The organism is Kutzneria sp. 744, from assembly GCF_000568255.1.
Taxonomy (GTDB): domain Bacteria; phylum Actinomycetota; class Actinomycetes; order Mycobacteriales; family Pseudonocardiaceae; genus Kutzneria.
In genome coordinates this window covers 1558085-1579199 of sequence record NZ_KK037166.1, presented here as the reverse complement: position 1 = coordinate 1579199, position 21115 = coordinate 1558085, and the positions used below count along the sequence as shown (strand labels likewise).

The 21115-nt window shown below is 70.9% G+C and carries 21 protein-coding genes and 1 pseudogene; 17 read left to right on the top strand and 5 right to left on the bottom strand.

The window, feature by feature from the left end; all coding sequences use genetic code 11:
* Positions 1-187: 187 nt before the first annotated feature.
* The 10 genes from KUTG_RS06940 (at position 188) to KUTG_RS06895 (ending at position 11037) form a co-directional block, all read left to right on the top strand.
* Positions 188-2752, top strand: a complete 2565-nt coding sequence (locus KUTG_RS06940; RefSeq protein WP_052394144.1) for a BTAD domain-containing putative transcriptional regulator — start codon at positions 188-190, stop codon at positions 2750-2752.
* Between the two features lie 269 nt (positions 2753-3021).
* The gene (locus KUTG_RS06935; protein ID WP_043715743.1) at positions 3022-3240 is read left to right on the top strand and encodes a hypothetical protein; all 219 of its coding nucleotides are present in this window, start codon (positions 3022-3024) and stop codon (positions 3238-3240) included.
* Positions 3241-3532: 292 nt separating this feature from the next.
* Positions 3533-4087, top strand: a complete 555-nt coding sequence (locus KUTG_RS06930; RefSeq protein WP_232240693.1) for a CDP-alcohol phosphatidyltransferase family protein — start codon at positions 3533-3535, stop codon at positions 4085-4087.
* Positions 4088-4199: 112 nt separating this feature from the next.
* Entirely contained in the window at positions 4200-4709 is a 510-nt protein-coding gene (locus tag KUTG_RS06925; RefSeq protein ID WP_043728539.1) for a DUF4863 family protein, read from the top strand.
* A gap of 7 nt (positions 4710-4716) precedes the next feature.
* The gene (locus KUTG_RS06920; protein ID WP_043715740.1) at positions 4717-5412 is read left to right on the top strand and encodes a nitroreductase; all 696 of its coding nucleotides are present in this window, start codon (positions 4717-4719) and stop codon (positions 5410-5412) included.
* A complete protein-coding gene (locus KUTG_RS06915; protein ID WP_084578989.1) occupies positions 5409-6260 on the top strand; it encodes a helix-turn-helix domain-containing protein in 852 nt (283 codons plus the stop codon). Before KUTG_RS06920 ends, KUTG_RS06915 begins: the two co-directional genes overlap by 4 nt.
* 77 nt (positions 6261-6337) lie before the next feature.
* Positions 6338-6826, top strand: coding sequence for a (2Fe-2S)-binding protein (locus KUTG_RS06910; RefSeq protein ID WP_043715739.1), 489 nt, complete (start codon positions 6338-6340; stop codon positions 6824-6826).
* Positions 6823-7821, top strand: a complete 999-nt coding sequence (locus KUTG_RS06905) for an FAD binding domain-containing protein (protein ID WP_043715738.1) — start codon at positions 6823-6825, stop codon at positions 7819-7821. Before KUTG_RS06910 ends, KUTG_RS06905 begins: the two co-directional genes overlap by 4 nt.
* Positions 7818-9968: a xanthine dehydrogenase family protein molybdopterin-binding subunit gene (locus tag KUTG_RS06900; RefSeq protein WP_043715737.1), complete on the top strand. Its 2151-nt coding sequence runs from the start codon at positions 7818-7820 to the stop codon at positions 9966-9968. The genes KUTG_RS06905 and KUTG_RS06900 overlap by 4 nt, the downstream gene beginning before the upstream one ends.
* Positions 9969-10008: 40 nt before the next feature.
* Positions 10009-11037 carry a hypothetical protein gene (locus KUTG_RS06895; RefSeq protein WP_232240692.1) on the top strand — a complete coding sequence of 343 codons (1029 nt, stop codon included), beginning with the start codon at positions 10009-10011 and terminating at the stop codon, positions 11035-11037.
* Here KUTG_RS06895 and KUTG_RS06890 read toward each other — a convergent pair whose 3' ends face one another.
* Positions 11038-11691 carry a nitroreductase family protein gene (locus tag KUTG_RS06890; protein WP_043715736.1) on the bottom strand — a complete coding sequence of 218 codons (654 nt, stop codon included), beginning with the start codon at positions 11689-11691 and terminating at the stop codon, positions 11038-11040.
* A gap of 2 nt (positions 11692-11693) precedes the next feature.
* Positions 11694-12305, bottom strand: coding sequence for a TetR/AcrR family transcriptional regulator (locus KUTG_RS06885; protein WP_043715735.1), 612 nt, complete (start codon positions 12303-12305; stop codon positions 11694-11696).
* A 112-nt stretch (positions 12306-12417) separates the two neighbouring features.
* Here KUTG_RS06885 and KUTG_RS06880 point away from each other — a divergent pair, with 112 nt between their 5' ends.
* Both KUTG_RS06880 and KUTG_RS06875 read left to right on the top strand, forming a co-directional pair.
* Positions 12418-12996 (top strand): DsbA family oxidoreductase, encoded by a 579-nt coding sequence (locus KUTG_RS06880; protein ID WP_043715734.1) that lies wholly within the window; start codon positions 12418-12420, stop codon positions 12994-12996.
* Complete coding sequence (locus KUTG_RS06875) at positions 12996-13511, top strand: cupin domain-containing protein (protein WP_043715732.1); 516 nt, start codon at positions 12996-12998, stop codon at positions 13509-13511. Before KUTG_RS06880 ends, KUTG_RS06875 begins: the two co-directional genes overlap by 1 nt.
* Positions 13512-13513: 2 nt before the next feature.
* Here KUTG_RS06875 and KUTG_RS06870 read toward each other — a convergent pair whose 3' ends face one another.
* Complete coding sequence (locus KUTG_RS06870; protein WP_157494370.1) at positions 13514-14515, bottom strand: methyltransferase domain-containing protein; 1002 nt, start codon at positions 14513-14515, stop codon at positions 13514-13516.
* 128 nt (positions 14516-14643) lie between these two features.
* Between KUTG_RS06870 and KUTG_RS06865 the strand changes: the two genes are divergently transcribed.
* Positions 14644-15462 carry a S1 family peptidase gene (locus tag KUTG_RS06865; RefSeq protein WP_052394142.1) on the top strand — a complete coding sequence of 273 codons (819 nt, stop codon included), beginning with the start codon at positions 14644-14646 and terminating at the stop codon, positions 15460-15462.
* Here the strand turns inward: KUTG_RS06865 and KUTG_RS06860 are convergent.
* Together KUTG_RS06860 and KUTG_RS63275 are read right to left on the bottom strand one after the other, a co-directional pair.
* Positions 15453-17624, bottom strand: coding sequence for a discoidin domain-containing protein (locus KUTG_RS06860; RefSeq protein WP_232240691.1), 2172 nt, complete (start codon positions 17622-17624; stop codon positions 15453-15455). The genes KUTG_RS06865 and KUTG_RS06860 overlap by 10 nt on opposite strands.
* A gap of 157 nt (positions 17625-17781) precedes the next feature.
* Positions 17782-18042: pseudogene (locus KUTG_RS63275) on the bottom strand (discoidin domain-containing protein); the annotation flags it as partial.
* 905 nt (positions 18043-18947) lie between these two features.
* On the opposite strand from KUTG_RS63275, the gene KUTG_RS58085 reads away from it, so the two are divergent.
* The 4 genes from KUTG_RS58085 to KUTG_RS06845 all read left to right on the top strand — a co-directional run bounded on the left by KUTG_RS58085 (position 18948) and on the right by KUTG_RS06845 (position 21001).
* Positions 18948-19121 carry a hypothetical protein gene (locus tag KUTG_RS58085; RefSeq protein ID WP_157494369.1) on the top strand — a complete coding sequence of 58 codons (174 nt, stop codon included), beginning with the start codon at positions 18948-18950 and terminating at the stop codon, positions 19119-19121.
* 113 nt (positions 19122-19234) lie between these two features.
* The gene (garA, locus tag KUTG_RS06855; protein ID WP_043715726.1) at positions 19235-19699 is read left to right on the top strand and encodes a glycogen accumulation regulator GarA; all 465 of its coding nucleotides are present in this window, start codon (positions 19235-19237) and stop codon (positions 19697-19699) included.
* Complete coding sequence (locus KUTG_RS06850; RefSeq protein ID WP_043715723.1) at positions 19696-20403, top strand: transcriptional regulator FtsR; 708 nt, start codon at positions 19696-19698, stop codon at positions 20401-20403. Before garA ends, KUTG_RS06850 begins: the two co-directional genes overlap by 4 nt.
* Before the next feature lie 124 nt (positions 20404-20527).
* Entirely contained in the window at positions 20528-21001 is a 474-nt protein-coding gene (locus KUTG_RS06845; protein WP_043715722.1) for a bifunctional nuclease family protein, read from the top strand.
* Positions 21002-21115 lie beyond the last annotated feature (114 nt).

Below are 21115 nucleotides of genomic sequence, written 5' to 3'. Positions count from 1 at the left end.
AGCCATGTCCATGGTGCTCGAGAGCGCGGGATCCGAGAGCGCAACTAGGGCGAGATTGCTCGAATCCAGAACAATGCGATCTCCGCCTCTGAGGGGTATAAAGCGAGCAACTAATGTCAAAAGAGCGGATCGCCGCTCTAACTCACCTCACTCACTCCGCACCCGGCCGCCGGGCTATCTGATCGACGTGGAGCCGGGCCAGCTCGACCTGGACGTGTTCAAGGCCCTGGTGGCGGAGGCCGAGTCGGCGCCGGCCGCCGTGGCCGCGCAACGGCTGCGGGAGGCGCTGGATCTCTGGCGGGGGCCGGCGCTGTCCGACGTGCCGTCGCCGTCCCTGCACGCCGTGGCCGGGCGCTGGCTGGCGGAGCTGCGGATCAACGCGTTGGAGCGGCGCATCGACGCCGACCTCCGGCTCGGCCGGCACGCCGAGCTGCTGGGGGAGCTGGCCGGTCTGGTGGCGGATTCGCCGCTGCATGAGCCGTTCCGAGCCCAGCTCATGCTGGCCCTGCACCGCGCCGGCCGCAGCGCCGATGCCCTGCAGACGTATCGGGACGCTCGATCGATGATCGTCGCCGAGCAGGGGATCGAGCCGGGGGAGCGGCTGCGGGAGCTGGAACGCGGCGTGCTGACCGGGGATCCCGCGTTGGACTGGACGCCGGACAGGGTCGTTGTCCGGCCGCAGGCGTTGCCGCCGGACGTGGACCTGGTCGGTCGAGCATCCCTCGCCGACGACCTGACCTCCCGGCTCGCCGAGCCGTCCCCGCGCAGCGGCATGCCCGTGGTGCAGGTGATCACCGGCATGTCCGGCGTCGGCAAGTCCGCGCTGGCCGTCCACATCGGTCACCGGCTGCGGGCCCACTTCCCGGACGGCCGGCTGCACGCAACGCTGAGCGACGCCACCGGCCCCGTCCATCCGGCCGAGGTGCTGGGCCGGCTGCTGCGGCTGCTGGGCGTGCTCGGCACCCACCTCCCGGACAGCGTCGAGGGCCGGTCGACGTTGCTGCGTGACCGGTTGGCCGGGCGGCGGGTGCTGCTCGTGCTGGACGACGCCGCCGACGAGGCCCAGGTCAGGCCGCTGATTCCCGGCGACGAGTGCTCGGCCGTGCTGGTGACCAGCCGGAACCGACTGGCCGGGCTGGCCGGGGCTTCGACCGTCGACCTGACCGTGCTCGACGACGAGGACTCGCGGCGGCTGCTGGAGACCGTGCTCGGCGCCCAGCGGGTCGCCGCCGAGCCTGAAGCCGCCGCGGACCTGGTCCGGCAGTGCGGCGGGCTGCCGCTGGCGTTGCGGATCGCCGCCGCACGGCTGGCCGCCCGCACGAGTCGTCCGCTGAGTTGGCTGGTGGCCCAGCTGGCCGACGAGCAGCGGCGGCTGGACGGCCTGGAGGCCGGGGATCTGCAAGTGCGAGCCAGCCTCGCAACCGGGTATCGGGCCCTGGACGACGAGCGGCGGCGGGCGCTGCGGCTGCTGGGATCGCTGGACAACACGGAGTACTCGCCACGGCTGGCGGCCGCGGTGCTGGATCGGCCGGCGCATCGGGCGGAGCGGCTGGTCGAGGATCTGGTCGACGCCCAGCTGCTGGACGAGGTGGCCGACCGGTACCGGATGCACGGGTTGGTGCGGCTGTACGCCCGTGAACAGGTGGAGCCCGTCGAGCGGGCCGCGGCCGTGTCGCGGTCGTTGACCGCGTGGTTGGCGGCGGCGGAGGAGGCCGAGGCGCAGCTGCCCAACGCCGGCTGGCTGCCGCGTCCGTCGGGCCGGAGAGCGGTGTCGTCCGGTGATCCGATGGCCTGGTTCGAGCTGGAACGGCCGGAACTGGCCGTCGCCATCGAACAGGCGGCCGTCGAGGGGTATGCGGAACACGCATGGCGGTTGGCGGCAGCCTGCGAAGGCTTCATGGAGCTGCGCGGGCACTGGGACGACTGGCGGCGGTGCCAGGAACGGGCCCTCGCCGCCGCCGTGACCGGCAACGACCGCTGGGGCGAGGCCCGGATGCGCTTCGGCCTCGGGCGGCTGTGCTTCGCCCAGGACCGGCACGACCTGGCCTCGCGGCTGCTGGGGCAGGCCGCGGAGCTGTGGGCCGAGGACCGGCTGTCGCATGCGCATGCGTTGATGGCGCTGGGGGACGTGCACCACCACAACGGGCGCCTCGACCTCGCGCGACGCTGCTTCGAGGAGGCGGCCGCCGGCTACGACCTGGAGCACGACGCCCGCGGCAGCATCAATGCCGGCTTCTGTCTGGGGCTGGTGGATCGCGACGAAGGGGACCGTGACGCCGCGAAGGCGGCCTTGGCGGCGGCGTTGGCGGCCTTCCGAGGCCTCGGCGACTCGTACGGGCAGGCCCAGGTCCTGCTGTTCCTCGGCGCCTCGCACAGCAAATGGGGCGACCAGGACCCCGCCGAACGCTGCCTGGTCGAGGCGACCGCGCTGTATCGAGGTTTCGGGGACCGGCTGGGCGAGCTGCGCTGTGTGCGGCAACTCGGGCACGTGCTCGTCACGAGAGGGGACACCGCCCGCGCCGAACGGGTGCTCAGCGGCTGCCAGCGGGCGTTCGCCGAGATCGGGGACGTGTTCGGGGAGGCCACGACCTGCTGGAGTCTGGCCGAGCTGGCGCTGCGCGACGGCGACGAGCGGCTCGGCCGCCGGAGGCTGACCGACGCGCTGGCTTTGTTCACCCGAGCCGGTCTCGAACCGTGGCAACGGCGCATGCGCGCGCGGTTGGCGGAACTGGGCAGGTCAGCCCCGGTATGACCAGTGCGGCCGATCGGCGGTACCACGAAGCGTCGACGTTGGTCGGTCGTGCAGCTGCGCCGAACGGCACCGGCGGTGACCCCCGGCACAAGTCGATCACGTGACCGGGATCGCAGCTGGGCGACGTATCTGCTCCGGCGAGCGCGGGCAGTGCGGAATCCGGGTTTCGGCGGCGGAAAGGGGTCCAGAATCGTCCAGGTCGGGGTAACGCACAGCGACCGGGTGACCGACTTCCCGGACGGAACCCCTCACGGAGGATTCAGCTAGCGATGAGCGTCACTGCCGAGGCAATCAGCCCGTCCGAGGCGAACCGGAACTCCCGTCCGCTGCCGACCGCGCCGTGCAGCGTCGTGTGGAGCGGCGGGCACGCGTACGTGCTGGAGGGATCGCACGGCCGGGCCCGCTGGGTCGGCGTCGACGACCGCGGCCGCCCCCGCTTCTACACCGGCGACGAGCTCCAGCTCCGCGGCTGGTCCCGCTCCCGCTGACCCCTCGCGGCCACCCCCGCGAGTCACGCTCTCGGGCCCACCGAAACCCGCTTTCGGGCACCCCCGCGAGTCCCGCTCAGCGCCACACCGAGTTCCGCTCGTCTGCGTTACCCAGTTGCCCGAGCGCCGATTCCCGAGTCGGCGCGCGGGCAGCCAAGTCCCACTTCTGGGCAATCCGATCCCGCCCCCGTCTCGTTCTGGCGACACGCCAGCTCCCCGGGGGCGGGATCTCTCATGACGCACCTAGGCTTGGGGCGTGGTCCAAGGCAACGCACACGTACGGTCCGACCGGGTGCTCACCGTCCCCAACCTGCTGAGCATCCTGCGTCTGGCGGGTGTGCCGCTCTTCCTCTGGCTCCTGCTCGGCCCGCGTGAGGACGTGTGGGCCGTGGTGGTGCTGGCCCTGGCCGCCATCTCCGACTGGCTGGACGGCAAGCTGGCCCGCTGGCTCGACCAGACCAGCCGCCTGGGCACCCTGCTCGACCCGGCCGCCGACCGGCTCTACATCCTGGCCACCGCGTTCGCCTTCGTCGTGCGGGACATTCTGCCGTGGTGGTTCGTCGCGCTGGTGTTCCTGCGTGACCTCGCCGTCACCCTCTGCCTGCCCCTGCTCAAGCGGGCCGGCTACGACGCGCCGGACGTGATCTACCTCGGCAAGGCCGGCACCTTCTGCCTGCTCTACGCGCTGCCGATCCTGCTGTTGGCTCAGATCGGGCCGGGTGTCGCGATGATCGCCGGCCCGATCGGCTACGGCTTCGCCGGCTGGGGCCTGCTGATGCACGTCTGGTCCGGCGCGCTGTACGTCTTCCAGTGCGTCCAGGCCGCCCGCCACCCGGTGCGCCGCTGATCAACCCTGAGCCACCTGTCGGGACTCGGCCGCGTCCAGTTACGTTACAACTGTTGACTGTAACCTAACCGGCCCCTACCGTGAGGTGCATCCCCACGGCGAGGAGGCAGACGTGACTACCGCGCAGGAGTTGGTCGACCGCAGCATCCCGTTCCTGGACGAGGTGAAGAACCGCACGGCCGGCGGCAAGCTGGAGACCTGGCTCAACGAGACCCACGGCCCGGGCACCGCCCTCTACGACGACCTGGCCCGCATGATCACCGACGGCGTGCGCGAGGGGTGGGCGGCCAACATCGAAGTGGACGGCCGGCACTACCGGCGCAGCCGCATCGCCGACCCGGCCGACGTGCTGAACTACTTCAGCATCACCGCGGTGTACATGGACAGCGTCGAGCCCTTCCGTGGCCAGTACCACCAGCATCCGTACGGCGAGCTGAACCTGGTCGTGCCGCTGACCCCGGGCGCGGAGCTGATGGGGCCGCGCGGCTGGCAGGGCCCGGGCTGGACCGCGCCGGGGCCGGGCAGCCACCACTACCCGGAGGTCCGCGGCGGGGCGCTGATCGCGCTGTTCTACCTGCCCGCCGGGCGGATCTCCTACGACATCACGCCGCCGGCCGCCTGAGTCCACAGTGGACGTCGCGGAGGCGTTGGCCCGCAGGCGAAGCTGCCGCGGCTACCTGCCGACAGCGGTGCCGGGGGAGGTGGTCGAGCGGGTGCTGGCCCTGGCCTCCCGGTCGGCCAGCAACTCGAACTCCCAGCCGTGGCAGGTCCACGTGGTCACCGGCGCGGCCAAACGCCGGCTGACCGAGGACCTGCTCGCGGCGTACGACACGAACGAACGCGGCCGCGACTACGACTACCAGCCACCGGCGGAGGACTGGCCGGAGCCGTTCCGTGGCCGGCGGCGGGACTTCGGCGACCGGCTGTACGGCGGGGCGCTCGGCATCGGCCGCGAGGACGGGGACCGGCGGGCGGCGCACCACCGCCGCAACTACGACTTCTTCGGGGCGCCGGTCGGCATGATCCTCACCGTCAGCCGGCGCCCGCGGCAGGGAGCTCTGGTCGACGCCGGCCTGTTTCTCCAGTCGCTGATGCTGGCCGCTCGGGCCGAGGGCCTCGACACCTGCGCACAGGCCTCGCTGATCGACTTCTCCGCGGTGCTGCGGCGGAATCTGCGGATACCCGACGAGCAACTGATCGTGTGCGGACTGTCGCTCGGTTACGGCGACCGCGACCATTTGACCGCACGTTGCCGCACCGCGCGGCTACCCCTGTCCTCTTTCGTCACGTTTCACGACGGCGAGGATGAATACTGCGGTGCATGAACGCCGAGCAAGCGCGTCGAAGACGAGACGACTGGCCGGAAGTCGGCTGGACGTCGTTGCGAGTGGTGCAGTTCGACAATGCCGAGCAGGCCGAGCTGCACCTGCCGCCCAGCGGCTGTCAGTCCGTCGTGCTGGTCAACAAGGGCCTCAGCCGGATCGAGTCCCGGCACGGATCCACCTGGCGGGGCGCGGAGTACGGGCCCGGCATGATCGGCCTGACCGCGCCGGGCCAGCCGACCGACATCCGCTGGTGCGGATCGGAACGGAGCTTCACCACGCATGTCGAGCTTCCTTCGGCCCTCATCGACCGCACCTGCGTGGAGTTGTGGGGGCGGGACGCGTCCAGGCTCGGGCGGCCTGACGCGTTGGCGGTCCAGGATCCCGTTCTGTCGTCGGTGATCGACGCGCTGTGCGTGGCCGCCCGGGCCGGGGTCGACGAGTTCTACGCCGAGTCGGCGGCCACGTTCCTCGCGGTGCACCTGCTCACCATGCACGCCGCGGCCCCGCCGCCGCGCGAGGCCGGCCGGGAGGACCACCGGGTGCGGCGGGCCGCGCAGTTCATCCGCGACAACCACTCGCAGCCGTTGACACTGGCCGAGATGGCGGCCGTGGCCGACCTGAGCCCGTTCCACTTCCTGCGCCTGTTCAAGGCGGTCACCGGCCAGACGCCGTACCGGTTCCTGACCAAGGTCCGGGTCGAACGGGCCCGGCGGCACCTGACCCGGCCCGAGCCGTCCATCACGGACATCGCCCACCTGTGCGGCTTCGCGTCGCCGTCCCGGCTGACGGCCGCGTTCCGCAGCGAGACGGGGCTGTCACCGTCCGAGTTCCGGGCGGCATCGTTGTAGCGGGCGTCGCAATAATTGCCTGTTGACACCGCAATCAGCGGAATGCGCCCGCCGGATCCGGAACCTACGGTGACGACGTGTCCACGAACGACGTACCCGCCACCACGGTCGACGTGACCTGCACCGTCAACGGCGAACCCGTCCAGCTGCGGCTGGATCCCCGGGAGTCGCTGCTGGACGTGCTGCGCGAACGACTTGCCCTCACCGGCACCAAGAAGGGCTGCGACCAGGGCCACTGCGGTGCCTGCACGGTGCACCTCGACGGCCGCCGGGTGGTGTCCTGCCTGACGCCGGCCGTGCAGGTCGACGGCCTCCAGGTGCACACCATCGAGAGCGTCACCGGCCCGGACGGCGAGCTGCACCCGTTGCAGCAGGCCTTCGTCGACAACGACGCCCTCCAGTGCGGCTACTGCACGCCCGGGCAGATCATGTCCGGCCTCGCCTGCATCGCCGAGGGGCACACCGCCGACGACGACGAGATTCGCGAGTACCTCAGCGGAAACGTGTGCCGCTGCGGTGCTTATGTCGGGATCGTCGCCGCCGTCCGACAGGCGGCCCAGCGATGAAACCCTTCGCCTACACCGCGCCCTCCAGCGTCGACGCCGTCGTCGAGGCGCTGCGGGTGGCCCAGCCGGGAACCAAGATCCTGGCCGGCGGAACCACCCTGTACGACTTGATGAAGCTCGGGGTGGAGGCGCCGTCGGCGGTGATCGACGTGCACCGGCTGCCCGAGCTGACCGGCATCTCGGTCACGGACTCGGAGCTGGTCCTCGGGGCCGGCGTGCGGATGGCCGACGTCTCCGACCACCCCGTGATCCGGCCGTCCTACACGGCTCTGGCCGAGTCGATCTGGCGGGCCGCGTCGCAGCAGCTGCGCAACATGGCGACCCTGGGCGGAAACCTGTTGCAGCGCACCCGGTGTGGCTACTTCCGTGACGCCGACATGCCGTGCAACAAGCGGAATCCCGGCAGCGGCTGCGCCGCCATGGAGGGTGTCGACCGGCCGCATGCGCTGCTGGGTGCGAGTTCCCTGTGCAGCGCAACGTATGCCGGCGACTTCGCCATCGCGCTGCTGGCCTTCGACGCCGTTGTGGACGTCGTCGGGCCGCGTGGCGAGCGGTCCATCCCGCTGGCCGAGCTGCACGTCGAACCGGGGGAGGACCCTCGGCGTGAGCACGTGCTCGACGTCGACGAGCTGATCGTCCGGATCCGGGTGCCGCTGACCGAAGCCGGTCGGGGCTCGACCTACCTGAAGATCCGGGACCGTGAGTCCTACGCCTTCGCGCTGGCCTCGGCGGCGGTCGGGCTGGTGATCGACGGCGCCGGCATCGTCACCGAGAGCCGGATCGCGCTCGGCGGCGTGGCCACCCGCCCTTGGCGTGCGGTCGAGGCGGAGCAGTCCCTGCTGGGGCAGCCGCTGACCGCGGCGGCCGCACGGCGGGCCGGCGAGATCGCGTTCGCGGCGGCGCGTCCGGGCCGTACCAACGAATTCCGTATCGAGCTGGGCATTCGCACGGTCGCCGACGCCGTGCGCACCGCCGGGGAGCGAGCCGTCCGATGAGGGTCGACGCGTACGACAAGGTCACCGGGAAAGCGCTCTACGGGGCCGACCGCGTGCTGCCGGGCATGGCCTTCGCCGCGCTGGCGCTGGCCAAGATCGGCCGAGGCCGAGTGTCCGGTGTGGACACCAGCGCCGCGTTGGCGGTGCCGGGCGTGCTGTTGGTCGAGACGAAGTTCGATCTCGCCAGCCCCGGCTTCCTGATGGGCGGCGGCTTCGGTTTCCAGAGCCTGCAACCGATGACCGACGACCACATCGCCTACCGCGGCCAGCCGATCGCGATCGTGGTCGCGGAGACGCCGGTCGCCGCGACCGAGGCCGCCGAGGCGATCACCGCCGAGTACGAGGAGGAGCCCTTCGCCCTGCACCTCGACTCCGAAGGCGCCACCACGCTCGTGCAGGAAGAGGCCATTCCCCTGCCGTTCCTGGCCGACATCAAGGTCGGCGACGCGGACGCGGTGATCGACAGCTGCGCGGTGCGGATCGAGGAGACCTTCGAGCACCCGCCGCAGCACGCCGTGCCGATGGAGCTCAACGGCGGCGTCGTGTGGTGGCAGGACGACCGGCTGATCGTGCACGAGGGCACCCAGAACGCCAACGCCGTGCGCTTCGGGCTGGCCCAGCAGCTGGGCATCGACGCCGAGCTGATCGAGGTCCATTCGCCGTATGTCGGCGGCGGATTCGGGCAGAAGAACTCCCTGTTGGTCCACATCGGACCGTTGGCCGTGGTGTCGCGGCGGCTGGGGCGGCCGGTCAAGCTCGTGCTGGCCCGCACCCAGACCTTCCACAACGGCAGCTTCCGGCCGGCCACCAAGCACCGGATCCGGCTCGGCGCCGACGCCACCGGCAGGATCCTGGCCGCCGTGCACGAGGTCGACCAGCAGACCTCCCGGCACGACCTGTTCATCGCCGGGCACACCGAGGTCACCAGCCGGCTCTACGGCTTTTCAGCCTTCCGTGGGCGGCAACGCCTCGTGCAGACCGACGTGCAGACCCCGGGCTACATGCGGGCCCCGTTCGAGAGTCCGTCGATGTTCGCCTTCGAGCAGGCCGTGGACGAGCTCGCCCACACCGTGGGCCGGGATCCGGTGCAGTTGCGGCTGGACAACGACACCGAGACCGATCCAGTCACCGGCCTGCCGTTCTCCAGCCGCCACGTCGGCGACTGCCTGCGCCGGGGCGCGGAACTCTTCGGTTGGTCCGGGCGCAATCCCGAGCCCGGTTCGATGCGGGCCGAGGACGGTTCGCTCGTCGGCTGGGGCGTGGCCATCGGCAACTACCCCGGCAGCATCGTCGCCGCCAACGCGACGCTCACCGCGTCGGCCGACGGCCGCGTCACCGTAGCCGTCGACGGACATGAGATGGGGCAAGGCATCCGGTCCACAGTGGCCCTGCTCGTCGCCCGGGATCTCGGGATTCCGGTGGCCGACGTGACCGTGCAGGTCGGCGACACCACCGTCGGCACGCAGCACCTCACCGCCGGTTCCTGGGGCACCGCAACCGCTCTGCCGGCCGTCCACTCCGGACTCCAGGAGCTGCGCAAGCACCTCAACGTCGCCGACACCGGTGACGTCGATGTCGCCTCGGCCGTGGCCGACGCCGGGCACGCCGTCCAGGTGTCGGTCGGGTCCCTCGGGCCCGGGCAGACCGCCGATGCCCTGGCGCAGACCAACACCGGCCACCTGGCCATCTCCGGCCCGGTGTTCCCCGGCTTCGTCACCTTCAGCTGGATCGCGCACTTCGTCGAGGTGCACGTCGAGCCGACCACCTGCCGCATCCGGGTTCCCCGTGTCGTCAGCGTGGCCGACTGCGGCCGGGTCGCCAGCCCCGTCACCGCCGCCAGCCAGGTCCGCGGCGGCGTCATCTGGGGCATCGGCGCCGCGCTGCGGGAGGAGAGCATGGTCGACGACCGCGTCGGCGGCTTCCTCAACACCACGTTGGAGGAGTACCCCGTCATGGTCAACGCCGATGTGCACCGCATCGACGTCGACTTCATCGACAAGCCCGACTACCAGTTCAACCCGGTGGGCGTGAAGGGCCTCGGCGAGGTCTCCATGGTCGGTGCCGCCGCGGCCGTGGCCAATGCCGTGCACCACGCCACCGGTCGCCGGCACCACCGACTGCCCATCCGGATTGAGCATGTCCTCTGAGACAACGGGTTCCGAGGTCTTGGGGGCTGATCGTCCAGCGGTGAGCGCCCCAGACGCGATGAGTCCGGCGGCGCTCGCCGAGGCGCGGCGGGCCCAGCCTCGGCGCGGGTTGCTGGGCCTGCTGTTCGTCGTGCCGGCGTCGGTGCTGTTGGCCGTCGGCTGGGGTGGGCCGGTGCACTCGCTCACGGTGCTCGGGCCCTTGTTGACGTTCGCGCTGCCTATTGTCGCGGTCATCGCCTTCTGGTGGCAGGACTGGCCCGGCTCGCTGCTGACAGGCGGCTGGTCCGGGCTCGGCGACACCGTGATCGTCGCCGTCGGCGGGGTGTTGTTGACCATCCTCGGCCAGGGCCTGCTGCAAGACGTTGACCTGCAAGGGATTTTCTCCCCCGGACCGGGCCATCCCTCGGTGGCCGAGACCGTTCCGCTGGCCGTCGGCATCTTCGGGCTCATCCTCCAGTTGACCCTGGTCGGCGAGTGCTGGCCCCTGCGTTCCCTGGCCCGCGTTCCCTCCGGCGTCGCCGCTCTGGCGCTGTGCTGGGCTGTCGGCTTCGTCCTCTACGGCGCCCTGGTCGGCACCGGCCTGGTGGCCGGTGAGGCCTATGCCAGCTGGTTCGCCGCCCTCGGCATGTGGCAGATGGTCTGGTACGTCGCCCTGCGCGGCTGGCCCTTCGCCCGCATCCGTCAGCGGGGCATGCGGTTGGTGACCGCGCACCTCGCCGTCATCGCGTGCGGCTGGGGCACCTACCTGTTCGCCGTCCACGCCCTCGACTGGGAGACCGGCCGCGTCGCCGAGGTCTCCGGCTCCGCCATCGGCGCCATTCTCGTGGTCGCCATGCTTTTCGAGGCCTGGCCGGCCATCCGCCTCACCGAGGTCCCCGGTCGCACTCTCGCCCTGGTCCTGGTGGCCGTGCTGACCTTCGTGCTCTCGTCAGGGCTGCCCGTCGTGGCCGGCTGGATCAGCGTGCCCGAGGCACAGGCCCTGAGCTGGTCCACCCACGCCACGCTGAACGCCTTGAGCCTGGCCGTGATCCTGCACGTGGCGGTCTGGCGGCGCTGGCTGGCCGACTAGTCATGGCCAGAGCGGCTCGGGGATTTCCGGTGTGTACGGACGATCCCAGTGATTGCGGCTGCTGACCTCGTGCACGGGACGGCGGTTGGCGGCGACGCCCCAGCGGCCGAGGGGATAGCCGAGGGCGAGCATGGCGGTCATCTCCCACCCCTGGACGGCGGGCACGCCGAGGAGCTTGAACACTTCATCGGCCTTGTACCGCAACACGGTGGTGATGGTGCCGCCGACGCCCTCGGCACGGGCGGCCAGCAGGGCGCTCCAGATGGCGGGGTAGATGTTGGCCCCGCCGTGGTCGTCGATGGCGAACACGAACAGCAGCAAGGGAATCTGCTCGAAGTGCTCGGTGAAGTAGTCGCCGGACTTCTTGATCCGGCCCAGCGTCTCGGCATGCTCGACGGGATCGTGCAGGGACCGGGCCATGGTGCCGGCGTTGATCTCGGCGTACTCGAGCTCGCGGGCGGCGCGGTACAGGGACGCGAGTTCGGCCTTGAGGGCCGGATCGTCCACGGCGAGGAAGTGCCAGCGCTGGGTGTTGCCGCCGTTGGGGGCGCGGATGGCGGCGTCGAGGATGCGGCCCTGCACCTCGACCGGAACGGGGTCCGGTCGCATCCGGCGCATCATGCGGGTGGTGTACAGGGCCTCGTGCACGTCCATGGTCACTCCCGCTCGGCGGCGATGGCCGGCCACAGCACGGCCACCACGCGCTCGGCGAGCTCCTTGGTCGGCTCGCCACGGTAGAACGCGGCGAAGTAGCTGCCGAAGCACATGATCGCGATGGTGTGGGGGTCGATGCCGGCGCGGGCGGCCCCACGCTCTTGGAGCTGCCCCAGCACGTCCTCCAGCATCGCCACGCGGGGCTCGACCGCATGGGTGCGCAGGATGTCCAGCAGCTCCGGCGTGCGGATGGCCTCGCCGGCGAAGTTGCCCATGAGCACCATGGCGTCCGGGTTGAAGTAGGCGGGGTCGAGCCGGCGTACGGCCTCGACCAGCGCCTCCCGCGGTTCGAGCTGGGACAGGTCGACGGTGTACATGTCGCGCTGGCGGCGGAAGCCGTAGTCGAGCGCGTCCACGACCAGGTCGAACTTGGTGGCCCAGCGGCGGTACAGCGTCGGCCGGGTGACGCCGGCGTCGGCCGCGATGTCGCCGATGGTCATCCGCGAGTAGCCGTCCCGCACCAGCCGGTCCCGGGTGGCCAGGATGATGGCCTCGTCGATGGCCGCGTCCCTCGGCCTGCCCCCGAGATTGCGGTCCTCCTGCGCTTTCGGCATGGCCCCACCGTACCGGATAAGTTACAGCTGCTGGTTGTAACCATGGCTCGGTTCAGTTACGGTCATCATCTGTAACGGAACCGGTATCGAAACCTCGGCTGGAGGCGGCGCGGTGGTCAAGCACTGGTTCGACTTCATGTGCCCGTTCTGCTACATCGCCCAGGACCGCAACAAGATCCTGGCGCGGCACGGGATCGAGGTCGTGCACCTGCCGTACCAGATCCACCCGGCGATCCCGGAGAGCGGTCTCCAGGCCGGACCGCGGGTCGGGCCGATGTACGACAACCTGGCCCGGGAGGCGGCCGCCGCCGGGCTGACCCTGAACTGGCCGGCCCGCCTCTCCACCACGCGGAGAGCGCTCTCCGCGGCCGAGTGGATCCGCCGCACCGCGCCCGACCGCTCCGAGTCCTTCAACGAGCGCCTGTTCCACGCCTACTTCGTCGACGGCGAGGACCTCGGCGACCCGGCCGTGGTCGACCGCCACGCCGGCCGCGTCGACATCGATGTCGACGCCCTGCGGGAAGCGCTCTCCGACGGCACCGCCAAGGGCTGGCTGGCCGAGTCCGAACTGGCCGCGTCCGAAGCCGGCGTCCGGGCCACGCCCAGCTGGCTCATCGGCGGCCGGCTCGTCTCCGGACTGCTGCCCGCCGCCGAATTCGACCGCATCGCACAGAACCTGGGGACCACCTGATGGACATCGCACGCGCCCTCCGGCCCGGCGCCGGGGACTCCGTGGCCATCCCCGGCTTCGGGGCCACGTTCAAGCTGGAGAGCCGGGACAGCGGCACCGTCGCCGTCGTCGAGCACCCGTTCGCCGTCGGCACCATCACCGCGCCGCACCGGCACACCCGTGAAGACGAGCATTCCTTCGTTCTCGAAGGCGAGATCGGCTTCCGCTCCGACGACACCGAGGTCGTGCTCGGCCCCGGCGGCTTCATCACCAAGCCCCGCGGCCAGATGCACGCCATGTGGAACGCCGCCGACCGCCCCGGCCGCATCCTCGAAGTCATCGCCCCCGGCGGCTTCGAGACCTACTTCCGCGACCTGGCCGAGCTCCTCGCCTCCGTCACTCCGCCGCCCGGCACGGCGCTGCACGAGACCTCTGAGTTCGCCGACCTGGCCTCCCGTTACGGCCTCACCTACGGCAATCCCGAGTGGCTCGACGACATCGTCGCCCGCTACGGCCTCACCCCGCCCAACCACTGACGCTAGTTCGCGGGCCTGCTCACGATCACCATCCGGCCGAAGCCCGTGGTGGCGATGCGATCCAGCACAAAACCGGCGGCCACGGCCTCGGCGGCCAGGTCCTCGGCGCTCGGGCCGAAACGGGTCTCCAGGCCGTGGGCGATCAGGCGGCGGACGGTCCACGCGGGGCGGTCCTCGGCGCTGGGCACGGCCTCCAGCTCCTGGATGAACAGCTTGCCGCCGGGCTTGAGGGCCCGCAGGATCATGGCCAGCGTCGCGGGGCGGATCGCGGCCGGGAAGAACGGCTGGGCCCAGAAGGCGGCCACGAACTCGTCCCGTTCCGGCACGTCGCGGGCATCCATGCGGCGGATGTCCACCCGGTCGGACACGCCCAGCTCCGCGGCCCGGCGCACGGCCTCGGCGGCGACCGCGCGCACGAGCTCGACGGCGACGCCCCGCATCTCCGGGATGGTGCTGGCCATCGTCAGACTGGCGCAGGCCACGCCGCAGCCGATGTCCAGCATCCGCCCGGACCGAACCTGCGCCGGCAGCTCGGGCAGCTGCTCGAACAGCTGCCCGTACACCGCCTTGGTCACGTCGGTGACATGGCCGCCGACGGCGTTGGCCACCACCAGGGCGTCGTCCTCGGTCAGCGCCAGCGGCCCCGGCTGCTCGACCACGGCCCGGACCTGCCGGACCTCCATCTCGATCTGCGCCAGCTTGTCGTCCAGCGGGATCCAGGCGCCGTCCGCCACCACAGCCGCGAACGCGGCGGCCAACCAGGCCTTGCCGCCGTCCTGCTCGACGATGCCGTTGGCCGCCAACGCGTCCAGCACGTCCGACACGCGGGCGGCCGGCAGGCCGGAGAACTCGGCCAGCTCGTCGGCCGTCCGCGGCTCCAGCAGGAACGTGGTCCAGCCCTTCTCGTGCACGGCCGTGAGCAGGCCCAGCAGCTGCGCCCCGGCGCGCATCTCCTCCAGCCGCTGCCGGGCCTGCATCGCCAGTGCTACCGGTTCCTGAGTCACCGCAGTGCCTTTCGTCCGTGGACCGTTCGTCCACAATGTACGTACTGAAGCGTTCTTCAGCTCGCTTCAGCAACCGTTCAGGTCGTCCCGCGCATGATCGCCGCAGCACCTGGACGAAGGGAAGCCGTATGAGGAAACGAAGCACCGTCTTTGCCCTGATGGTCGCCGCCGCGGCCACCGTGGCCCTCGCGACGCCGGCCGCGGCCATCGTGGGCGGCGCGGACGCCACCCAGACGTACGGCTTCATGGCCTCCATGCAGACCAAGACCGGCGCCCAGCAGTGCGGGGCCTCGCTGATCGCCGCCCAGTGGCTCGTCACGGCCGGGCACTGCGTCACCGACGCCGAAACCCTCGGAGTCGAGGATCCTTCGCAGTACCAGTTCCGCATCGGCTCCGTCAACCGGACCCGGGGCGGCGAACCGGCCGTGGCCGACCGGTTCATCCGGCACGAGGGCTGGGACAGCTCCCTGCACAACGACATCGCCCTCGTGCACCTCACCAAGCCTGTCCACGCCCGCCCCATCGCCATCGGCGCCGCCCCACCGACCGGCACGAAGATCCGGGAACTGGGCTGGGGCAGCACCTGCCTCCGTCACGGCTGCGACAGTCCGGTGACGCTGCAACAACTCGACACCACCACCGCGCCGGCCGCGGAATGCACCTTGCCCGACTTCAACTCGACCCGACAGCTGTGCAGCGACAACAAGGGAGGCACCGTCAATGCCTGTTACGGCGATTCCGGCGGCCCCGCCGTGGTAGCGGCCTACGGCCGGTGGCTGCTCGTCGGCGCGGCCAGCCACGGGCAGAGCGACCCCTGCGTGGCCCGGGCCGGCATCTTCACCAGCGTCCCCTTCTATGCCGGCTGGATCGCCACGCACACCGAGTGGCGAACGCCGACCGCCCTGCCCGCCGTGACGGGCAGGGCAGCCGGCTCAGGTCACGGGTAGTCCGTCACCGTGGAGGGGACGGTGGCCGTGCCGACGGTCGGCGGGCCGACGTCGTTGATCACGTGGTTGAACTCGCCGTCGCCGGCCAGGGAGACGACGGACAGGTCGTGCATGCGGACGCCGGGCGTGACGGGGACCTCGAAGCCGTGGTCCTGTCGGATGGAGGTGTCGGCGGTGTAGTTGCAGTAGCTGCCGAGCCCCCACGCCTCGTGGCTGGTGACGGAGTTCTCCACCTTGTACGCCGCGAAGCCGAGCGTGGCGCCGTTCTGCACGGACGCCTGGTTCGGGGCGTCGTAGGCCTTCTCGTTCTGGAAGAACAGGGTGCGGCCGCCGTTGCCGAACCAGTCCACGTCGTACTTCTTGAAGTGCTCGCTGAACAGGCCGATGGCGAGAACGTTGTTGCCGCGCACAACAAGGCCGTAGTCGGCGGGGTTGTCGTTCCAGCCGACGCCGTCGCCGTGGTCGGCCCGCCACAGCCAGGTGTGGTCGATGACCGTGTCGTTGCTGTCGACCTCCATCGCCGTGCCCGCGGCGGCCCGGCCGGCGCCGCCGATGCGCACGTAGACGTCCTGGATGACGGTGGGGTCGTTGGCGTGGTTGGCATTCGAGCCCGGGGCGCCGATCTGGATCATCTGCGGCGACGACACGGGGCCGGCGTCGAGCAGCAGGCCGGCGACGCGGACGCCGTCGACATCGGCGACCTTGAGCGGGACCACGCCGTTGTCCGGCACGACGGTGGCCTCGCCGAGGCCGAGCACGACGGTGTCCGGCCGGGTGACGTTGATCGTCTGGTCGACGTGGTAGATGCCCGGCGTGAACAGCAGGTTCAGGCCCTGGGCCAGCGCGGCGTCGATGGTCGCCGCGGTCGCGCCGGCCTTGACGACGTAGAAGCGGCTCAACGGGATCGAGGTGCCGGGCGTGTGGCCGTTGGCCCAGGACACGCCGCGCGCGTTGGTGCGCTTGGCTGGCACGAATACCGAGTAGCTGCCGGTGCCGTCGAGGTACAGGTACGGCTTCTCGATCGACTCGGGGGTGGTGTCCAGCGTGGTGTAGGTCGGGTTCGGGAAGCCCTGCGCGGGCGCGCCCTGCACGCCGGAGAACACCTGGTTCCACACGCCGTTGCTCCAGCCGCCGATCGCGCTGTCCCGCGTGTAGAACTGCTGCTGCGCGTAGTTGCCGACCTGGCCGGAGATCCGGCTGTCGGCGATGTAGCCGCCGCTGGCCCAGCCGTAGCTGGCCGAGTCGAGGTTCAGCCCGCCACGCACGTCCATGCGTCGGAACGGGGCCGCTTGGGCGACCGCCCACCGGTCCGTGCCGCTGACCGGGTTCAGGGCCATGTTCTCCGCTGAGCGCCAGAAGTTCAGGGTGGCGTTGCCGGCGTTCCAGCCCGCGTCGACGGTGATGTCGCCGTTGATCAGGACGTCGTCCGGGTCCTGGCCGAGGCCGGAGATGGAGGTGTAGAAGCCGATCTGGGCGTTGAGGCCGCTGTACGTGCCGGGCTTGAGCAGGATCTGGTAGCGCCCGGCGCCGAACTGGGCCCGTTCCTGCTGCTGGAAGACGGCGTCGAGCTGGCCCTGGAGGTTGGGCGTCGACGGGTCGAACACCAGCACGTTCGGGCCGAGGTCGCCGCCGCCCTGCACCGGCGGCGTCGATCCGCCGCTCGTGTGCACCTGGAGTTCCCAGAGGGAGTAGCCGTAGCCCGTGCCGCGCTGTGTGCCGGTGAGCCGGAGGTATCGGGCATTCCCGGCCACGGTCAGGGTTTCCGTGCCGCCGGCGCCGGTGGTCGTCGAGTACGCCGTGGTCCAGTTGGCGCCGTCGTTGGACAGCGCTATCTGGTACGCCTTCGCGTACGCCGTTTCCCACTGGAGCACGACCTGGCACACGCTCGCCGCCGCGCCGAGGTCGACCTGAAGCCACTGGGGATCCGTGGCCGCGCTTGACCACCGTGTATTGGTGTCGCCGTCCACTGCCGCCGACGCCGGCGTGCCGCCGTTCTCTTGGCTCGACGCCGTCGCCGCGTGGCCCTTGGCCGCGTTGTCCGTGCCGCAGTTCGACCCCGAGCCGCCGGTCTCGCCGTAGACCTGGAACTCGAACACCGAGTAGCCGTAGCCCGTGGCCCGCTGAGTGCCGGTCAGCCGGACGTACCGGGCATTCCCGGCCACCGCCAGCGTTTCCGTGCCACCCGTGCCGGTGGTCGTCGAGTACGCCGTGGTCCATGCGTTTCCGTCTTGGGAGAGCGCTATCTGGTACGCCTTGTGCGTACGCCGCCTCCCATTTCACCACCACCTGGCCGATCGCGTGCGCCGCCCCCAGGTCGACCTGAAGCCACTGGGGATCCGTGGCCGCGCTTGACCACCGGGTGGTGGCGTCGCCGTCCACTGCCGCCGACGCCGGCGTGCCGCCGTTCTCCTGGCTCGACGCCGTCGCCGCCTTGCCCTGCGACAGCAGCGTCGATGCGGCCTGCCCTCGGCCCGCCGACGCCACCAGCGTCAGGCCGACCAATAAGGACAGGATCACTGCGGCCACGGACAGGTTGGCTGCGGTGCGGCGGTGTGGTCCCGACCGCGCTGACACGTGCATGGGGCGCTCCTGGGGCTGAGGGACAGGGCTGGGCAACAGGACTGAGCCGGAGCGCCCGGCGGACTCCGAACACGCACGACCCCGCCCCGGTCGGCTGCCGCGCGGCCCCGCCCTGGTCAGGACGGTCGCCGCATGGCTCTGACCTGGGGGACGACGGTGGCGGCGCAGACCCAGCCGTGGTCGGAGTCGTTGCCGCGCAGCTCTGCCCCAGACAGGGCCGGTGCCGCGCGGACCCGACCCTGACCAGGGTCGTCGCCGCGCAGACCGAACCGCGGTCGGAGTCGTTGCCGTGCAGTCCCGACACCGACTGAGACCGTCGCTGCGCAGATCGAACCCTGACCAGGGCTGGAGCCGCACGGAGCCGATTCCGGTCAGGACCGTCGCCGCGTGAGCCGGACCCCGGTCAGGACCGTTGCTGCTCGGATCTGACCCCGGCCGTTGCTGCTCGGACCTGGCCCGGGCCGTCGCCGCTCGGATCCGGCTCGGTCGGAGCCGTTGCCGTGCGGAGCTGGACCGAACCCTTCCCGTGTGGAGCCGACCTGGACTGGATCGTCGCCGTGCGGGCGCGGCCCGGGAGGGCTGCGGCGTGCTCGGAGAGCGCTCTCCCAAAGCATGGTCCACGGCGTTCCTGGCGGTGTCAATGGGGTCGTGGAGGGCCCGGGAAGCCGGCATTCCCGGCAAAGGAGCCGTATGGGGAGAGCGCTCTCCGAGAGGGGGTCCAGCAGGTGGGACTCGACTGCTCCGAACGGGCGGTGGCGGGAACACTCTCGGTGTTGTTCCTTCGCCTCCGTTTGATCACGATCCAGGTACGGTGGGCACCCACGGCGGCGGTCCGACGGCGGCGGGTGACATCCTCGTCGGTGCGGCCGACGCGGCGATGACCAGGAAGAAGGAAGGCTCGGCAGGTGGTTCCACTGGACCTCAGACACACCCGTGAGCGCGAGCGGGCGCTGGTGACGACACCGGGCACGGTGCGCGTCGGCGGCGCCGATCACGCCGCGCGGCGGCCCGGGGACGGGATGCTCGCCCCGCAGTGGCGCACGCCGTCCGACCACACGGAACTCACGGAGCAGGGCTGATGTCGATCTTCCAGAGGCTCTTCGGCTGGTTGGGGAGCCGCCAGGGGCGCGGTCAGTCCAGCACGGTAGGTTTGAGCGGTCCCGAAGGATCCACCAGCAGGAGGCGAGCTCAGGTGAGCACGAACGACGGGCCCGGTGTTCCGCCGGAGCAGTCCCCGGAGCGGACCACTGTCTTCCGGGCTGACTTCCTCACCGACGCCGAGGGCGTCGGGGCCCCTGTCCAGGAGCCGGCGGTCGCCGGCGTCGACGCACTGCCGGCCGGGTCCGCCCTGCTGGTGGTCAAGCGCGGCCCCAACGCCGGCTCGCGCTTCCTGCTCGACCAGGACACCACGAGCGCGGGTCGGCACCCCGACAGCGACATCTTCCTCGACGACGTCACCGTCTCCCGCCGGCACGCCGAGTTCCGGCGTGAGGGCGGCGAGTTCGTGGTGATCGACGTGGGCAGCCTGAACGGCACCTACGTCAACCGCGAGCCGGTCGACCAGGCCGTGCTGGCCAACGGCGACGAGGTGCAGATCGGCAAGTTCCGCCTGGTGTTCCTCACCGGCCCGGGATCCGGGGGCCAGGGGGGCCAGTGACGTCGGCCGGGCGGCCACAGCGCGAGGGTCTGAGCATCGGGGTGGTGCTGGCGCAGTTGCGCCCCGAGTTCCCGGACGTGACCATCTCCAAGATTCGGTTCCTCGAGTCGGAGGGCCTGCTGCGCCCGGCGCGCACGCCGTCGGGCTATCGGCAGTTCACCCAGGCCGACGTGGACCGGCTCCGCTATGTGCTGGCCGCCCAGCGCGATCACTACCTGCCGCTCAAGGTGATCAAGGAACAGCTCGACGCGGCGTCCGACCCCGACCAGCCGGCTCGCGCCCTGGTCGGGGTCGATCGCTTACCCACGCCTGAGGACTTCGCCGCCGGCCACGAGGTGCGGATGACCCGTGAGGAACTCTTCGCCGAGACCGGCATCGATCAGCGGCTGCTGACCGAGTTGGAGAACTACGGCCTGGTCCGGTCGGGCGCGGCCGGCTTCTACGACCAGGACTCGATGCTGGTCGCGCGGATCGTGGTGGCCATGGGGGAGTTCGGCATCGAACCCCGCCACCTGCGCGCCTTCAAGGTGTCGGCCGACCGCGAGGTGGGGCTGCTGCACCAGATCGTCGGCCCGATGTACCGGCAGCGCGATCCCGACGCGCGGGAGCGGGCCGACGAGATAGTCCGGGAACTGGCGTCGCTCTCGGTTGCGCTCCATACACTTCTGGTCAAGACCGAACTGCGCGGCATGGCCGGCGGGTGATCTTGACAACGCGCCCGCCCGCAAGCGTCGTGCCCGCATGGCGGGTAGCGTTGTAGGAGTCCGTGGGGGATCCTCGTACGTGCGGGGACGCCGAGGTTCAGCCCGCTGAGGGAGGCGATACCCGATGAGCGAGATGCGCGTCGTCGGAGTTCGGGTCGAGCTGCCCGCGAACAGCCCGATCCTGTTGCTGCGTGAAACCGATGGTGACCGCTATCTGCCGATCTGGATCGGGAACGCGGAAGCGACGGCCATCGCCATCGAGCAGCAGGGCGTGCGGCCGGCCCGGCCGCTGACCCATGACCTGCTCAAAGAGGTGATCGCCGCCCTCGGCCGGGAGCTGACCCAGGTCCGCATCACCGACCTGCAGGAAGGCACCTACTTCGCCGAGCTCGTGTTCGACGGCGGCATCAAGGTGTCCGCCCGCCCGAGCGACTCGGTCGCCCTCGCGCTGCGCGCGGGTGTGCCCATCCACGCCGAGGAATCCGTGCTGGCCGAGGCCGGCCTCGTCATCCCGGACGAGCAGGAGGACGAGGTCGAGAAGTTCCGCGAGTTCCTGGATTCGGTCTCACCTGAGGACTTCAGAGGTGCTGAGCAGTGACATTGCCGCGCGTTCCGCGCGGGGCGAGGTCGCGCCGGTCTCTTCGCCTAGTCCGGAAAAATCGCTGAAAAGACGCGATTTTTCCGGCCGCGGCTCCAGAGACCGGCGCGACCT

Bases quoted from the DNA above. Each gene is read 5' to 3' on its own strand.
- KUTG_RS06890 (WP_043715736.1), bottom strand. From the start codon at position 11,691: ATGGACGTGCACGAGGCCCTGTACACCACCCGCATGATGCGCCGGATG.
- KUTG_RS06845 (WP_043715722.1), top strand. From the start codon at position 20,528: ATGAGCGAGATGCGCGTCGTCGGAGTTCGGGTCGAGCTGCCCGCGAAC.
- KUTG_RS06915 (WP_084578989.1), top strand. From the start codon at position 5,409: ATGAACGCCGAGCAAGCGCGTCGAAGACGAGACGACTGGCCGGAAGTC.
- KUTG_RS06885 (WP_043715735.1), bottom strand. From the start codon at position 12,305: ATGCCGAAAGCGCAGGAGGACCGCAATCTCGGGGGCAGGCCGAGGGAC.
- KUTG_RS06900 (WP_043715737.1), top strand. From the start codon at position 7,818: ATGAGGGTCGACGCGTACGACAAGGTCACCGGGAAAGCGCTCTACGGG.
- KUTG_RS06865 (WP_052394142.1), top strand. From the start codon at position 14,644: ATGAGGAAACGAAGCACCGTCTTTGCCCTGATGGTCGCCGCCGCGGCC.
- KUTG_RS06875 (WP_043715732.1), top strand. From the start codon at position 12,996: ATGGACATCGCACGCGCCCTCCGGCCCGGCGCCGGGGACTCCGTGGCC.
- KUTG_RS06905 (WP_043715738.1), top strand. From the start codon at position 6,823: ATGAAACCCTTCGCCTACACCGCGCCCTCCAGCGTCGACGCCGTCGTC.
- KUTG_RS06935 (WP_043715743.1), top strand. From the start codon at position 3,022: ATGAGCGTCACTGCCGAGGCAATCAGCCCGTCCGAGGCGAACCGGAAC.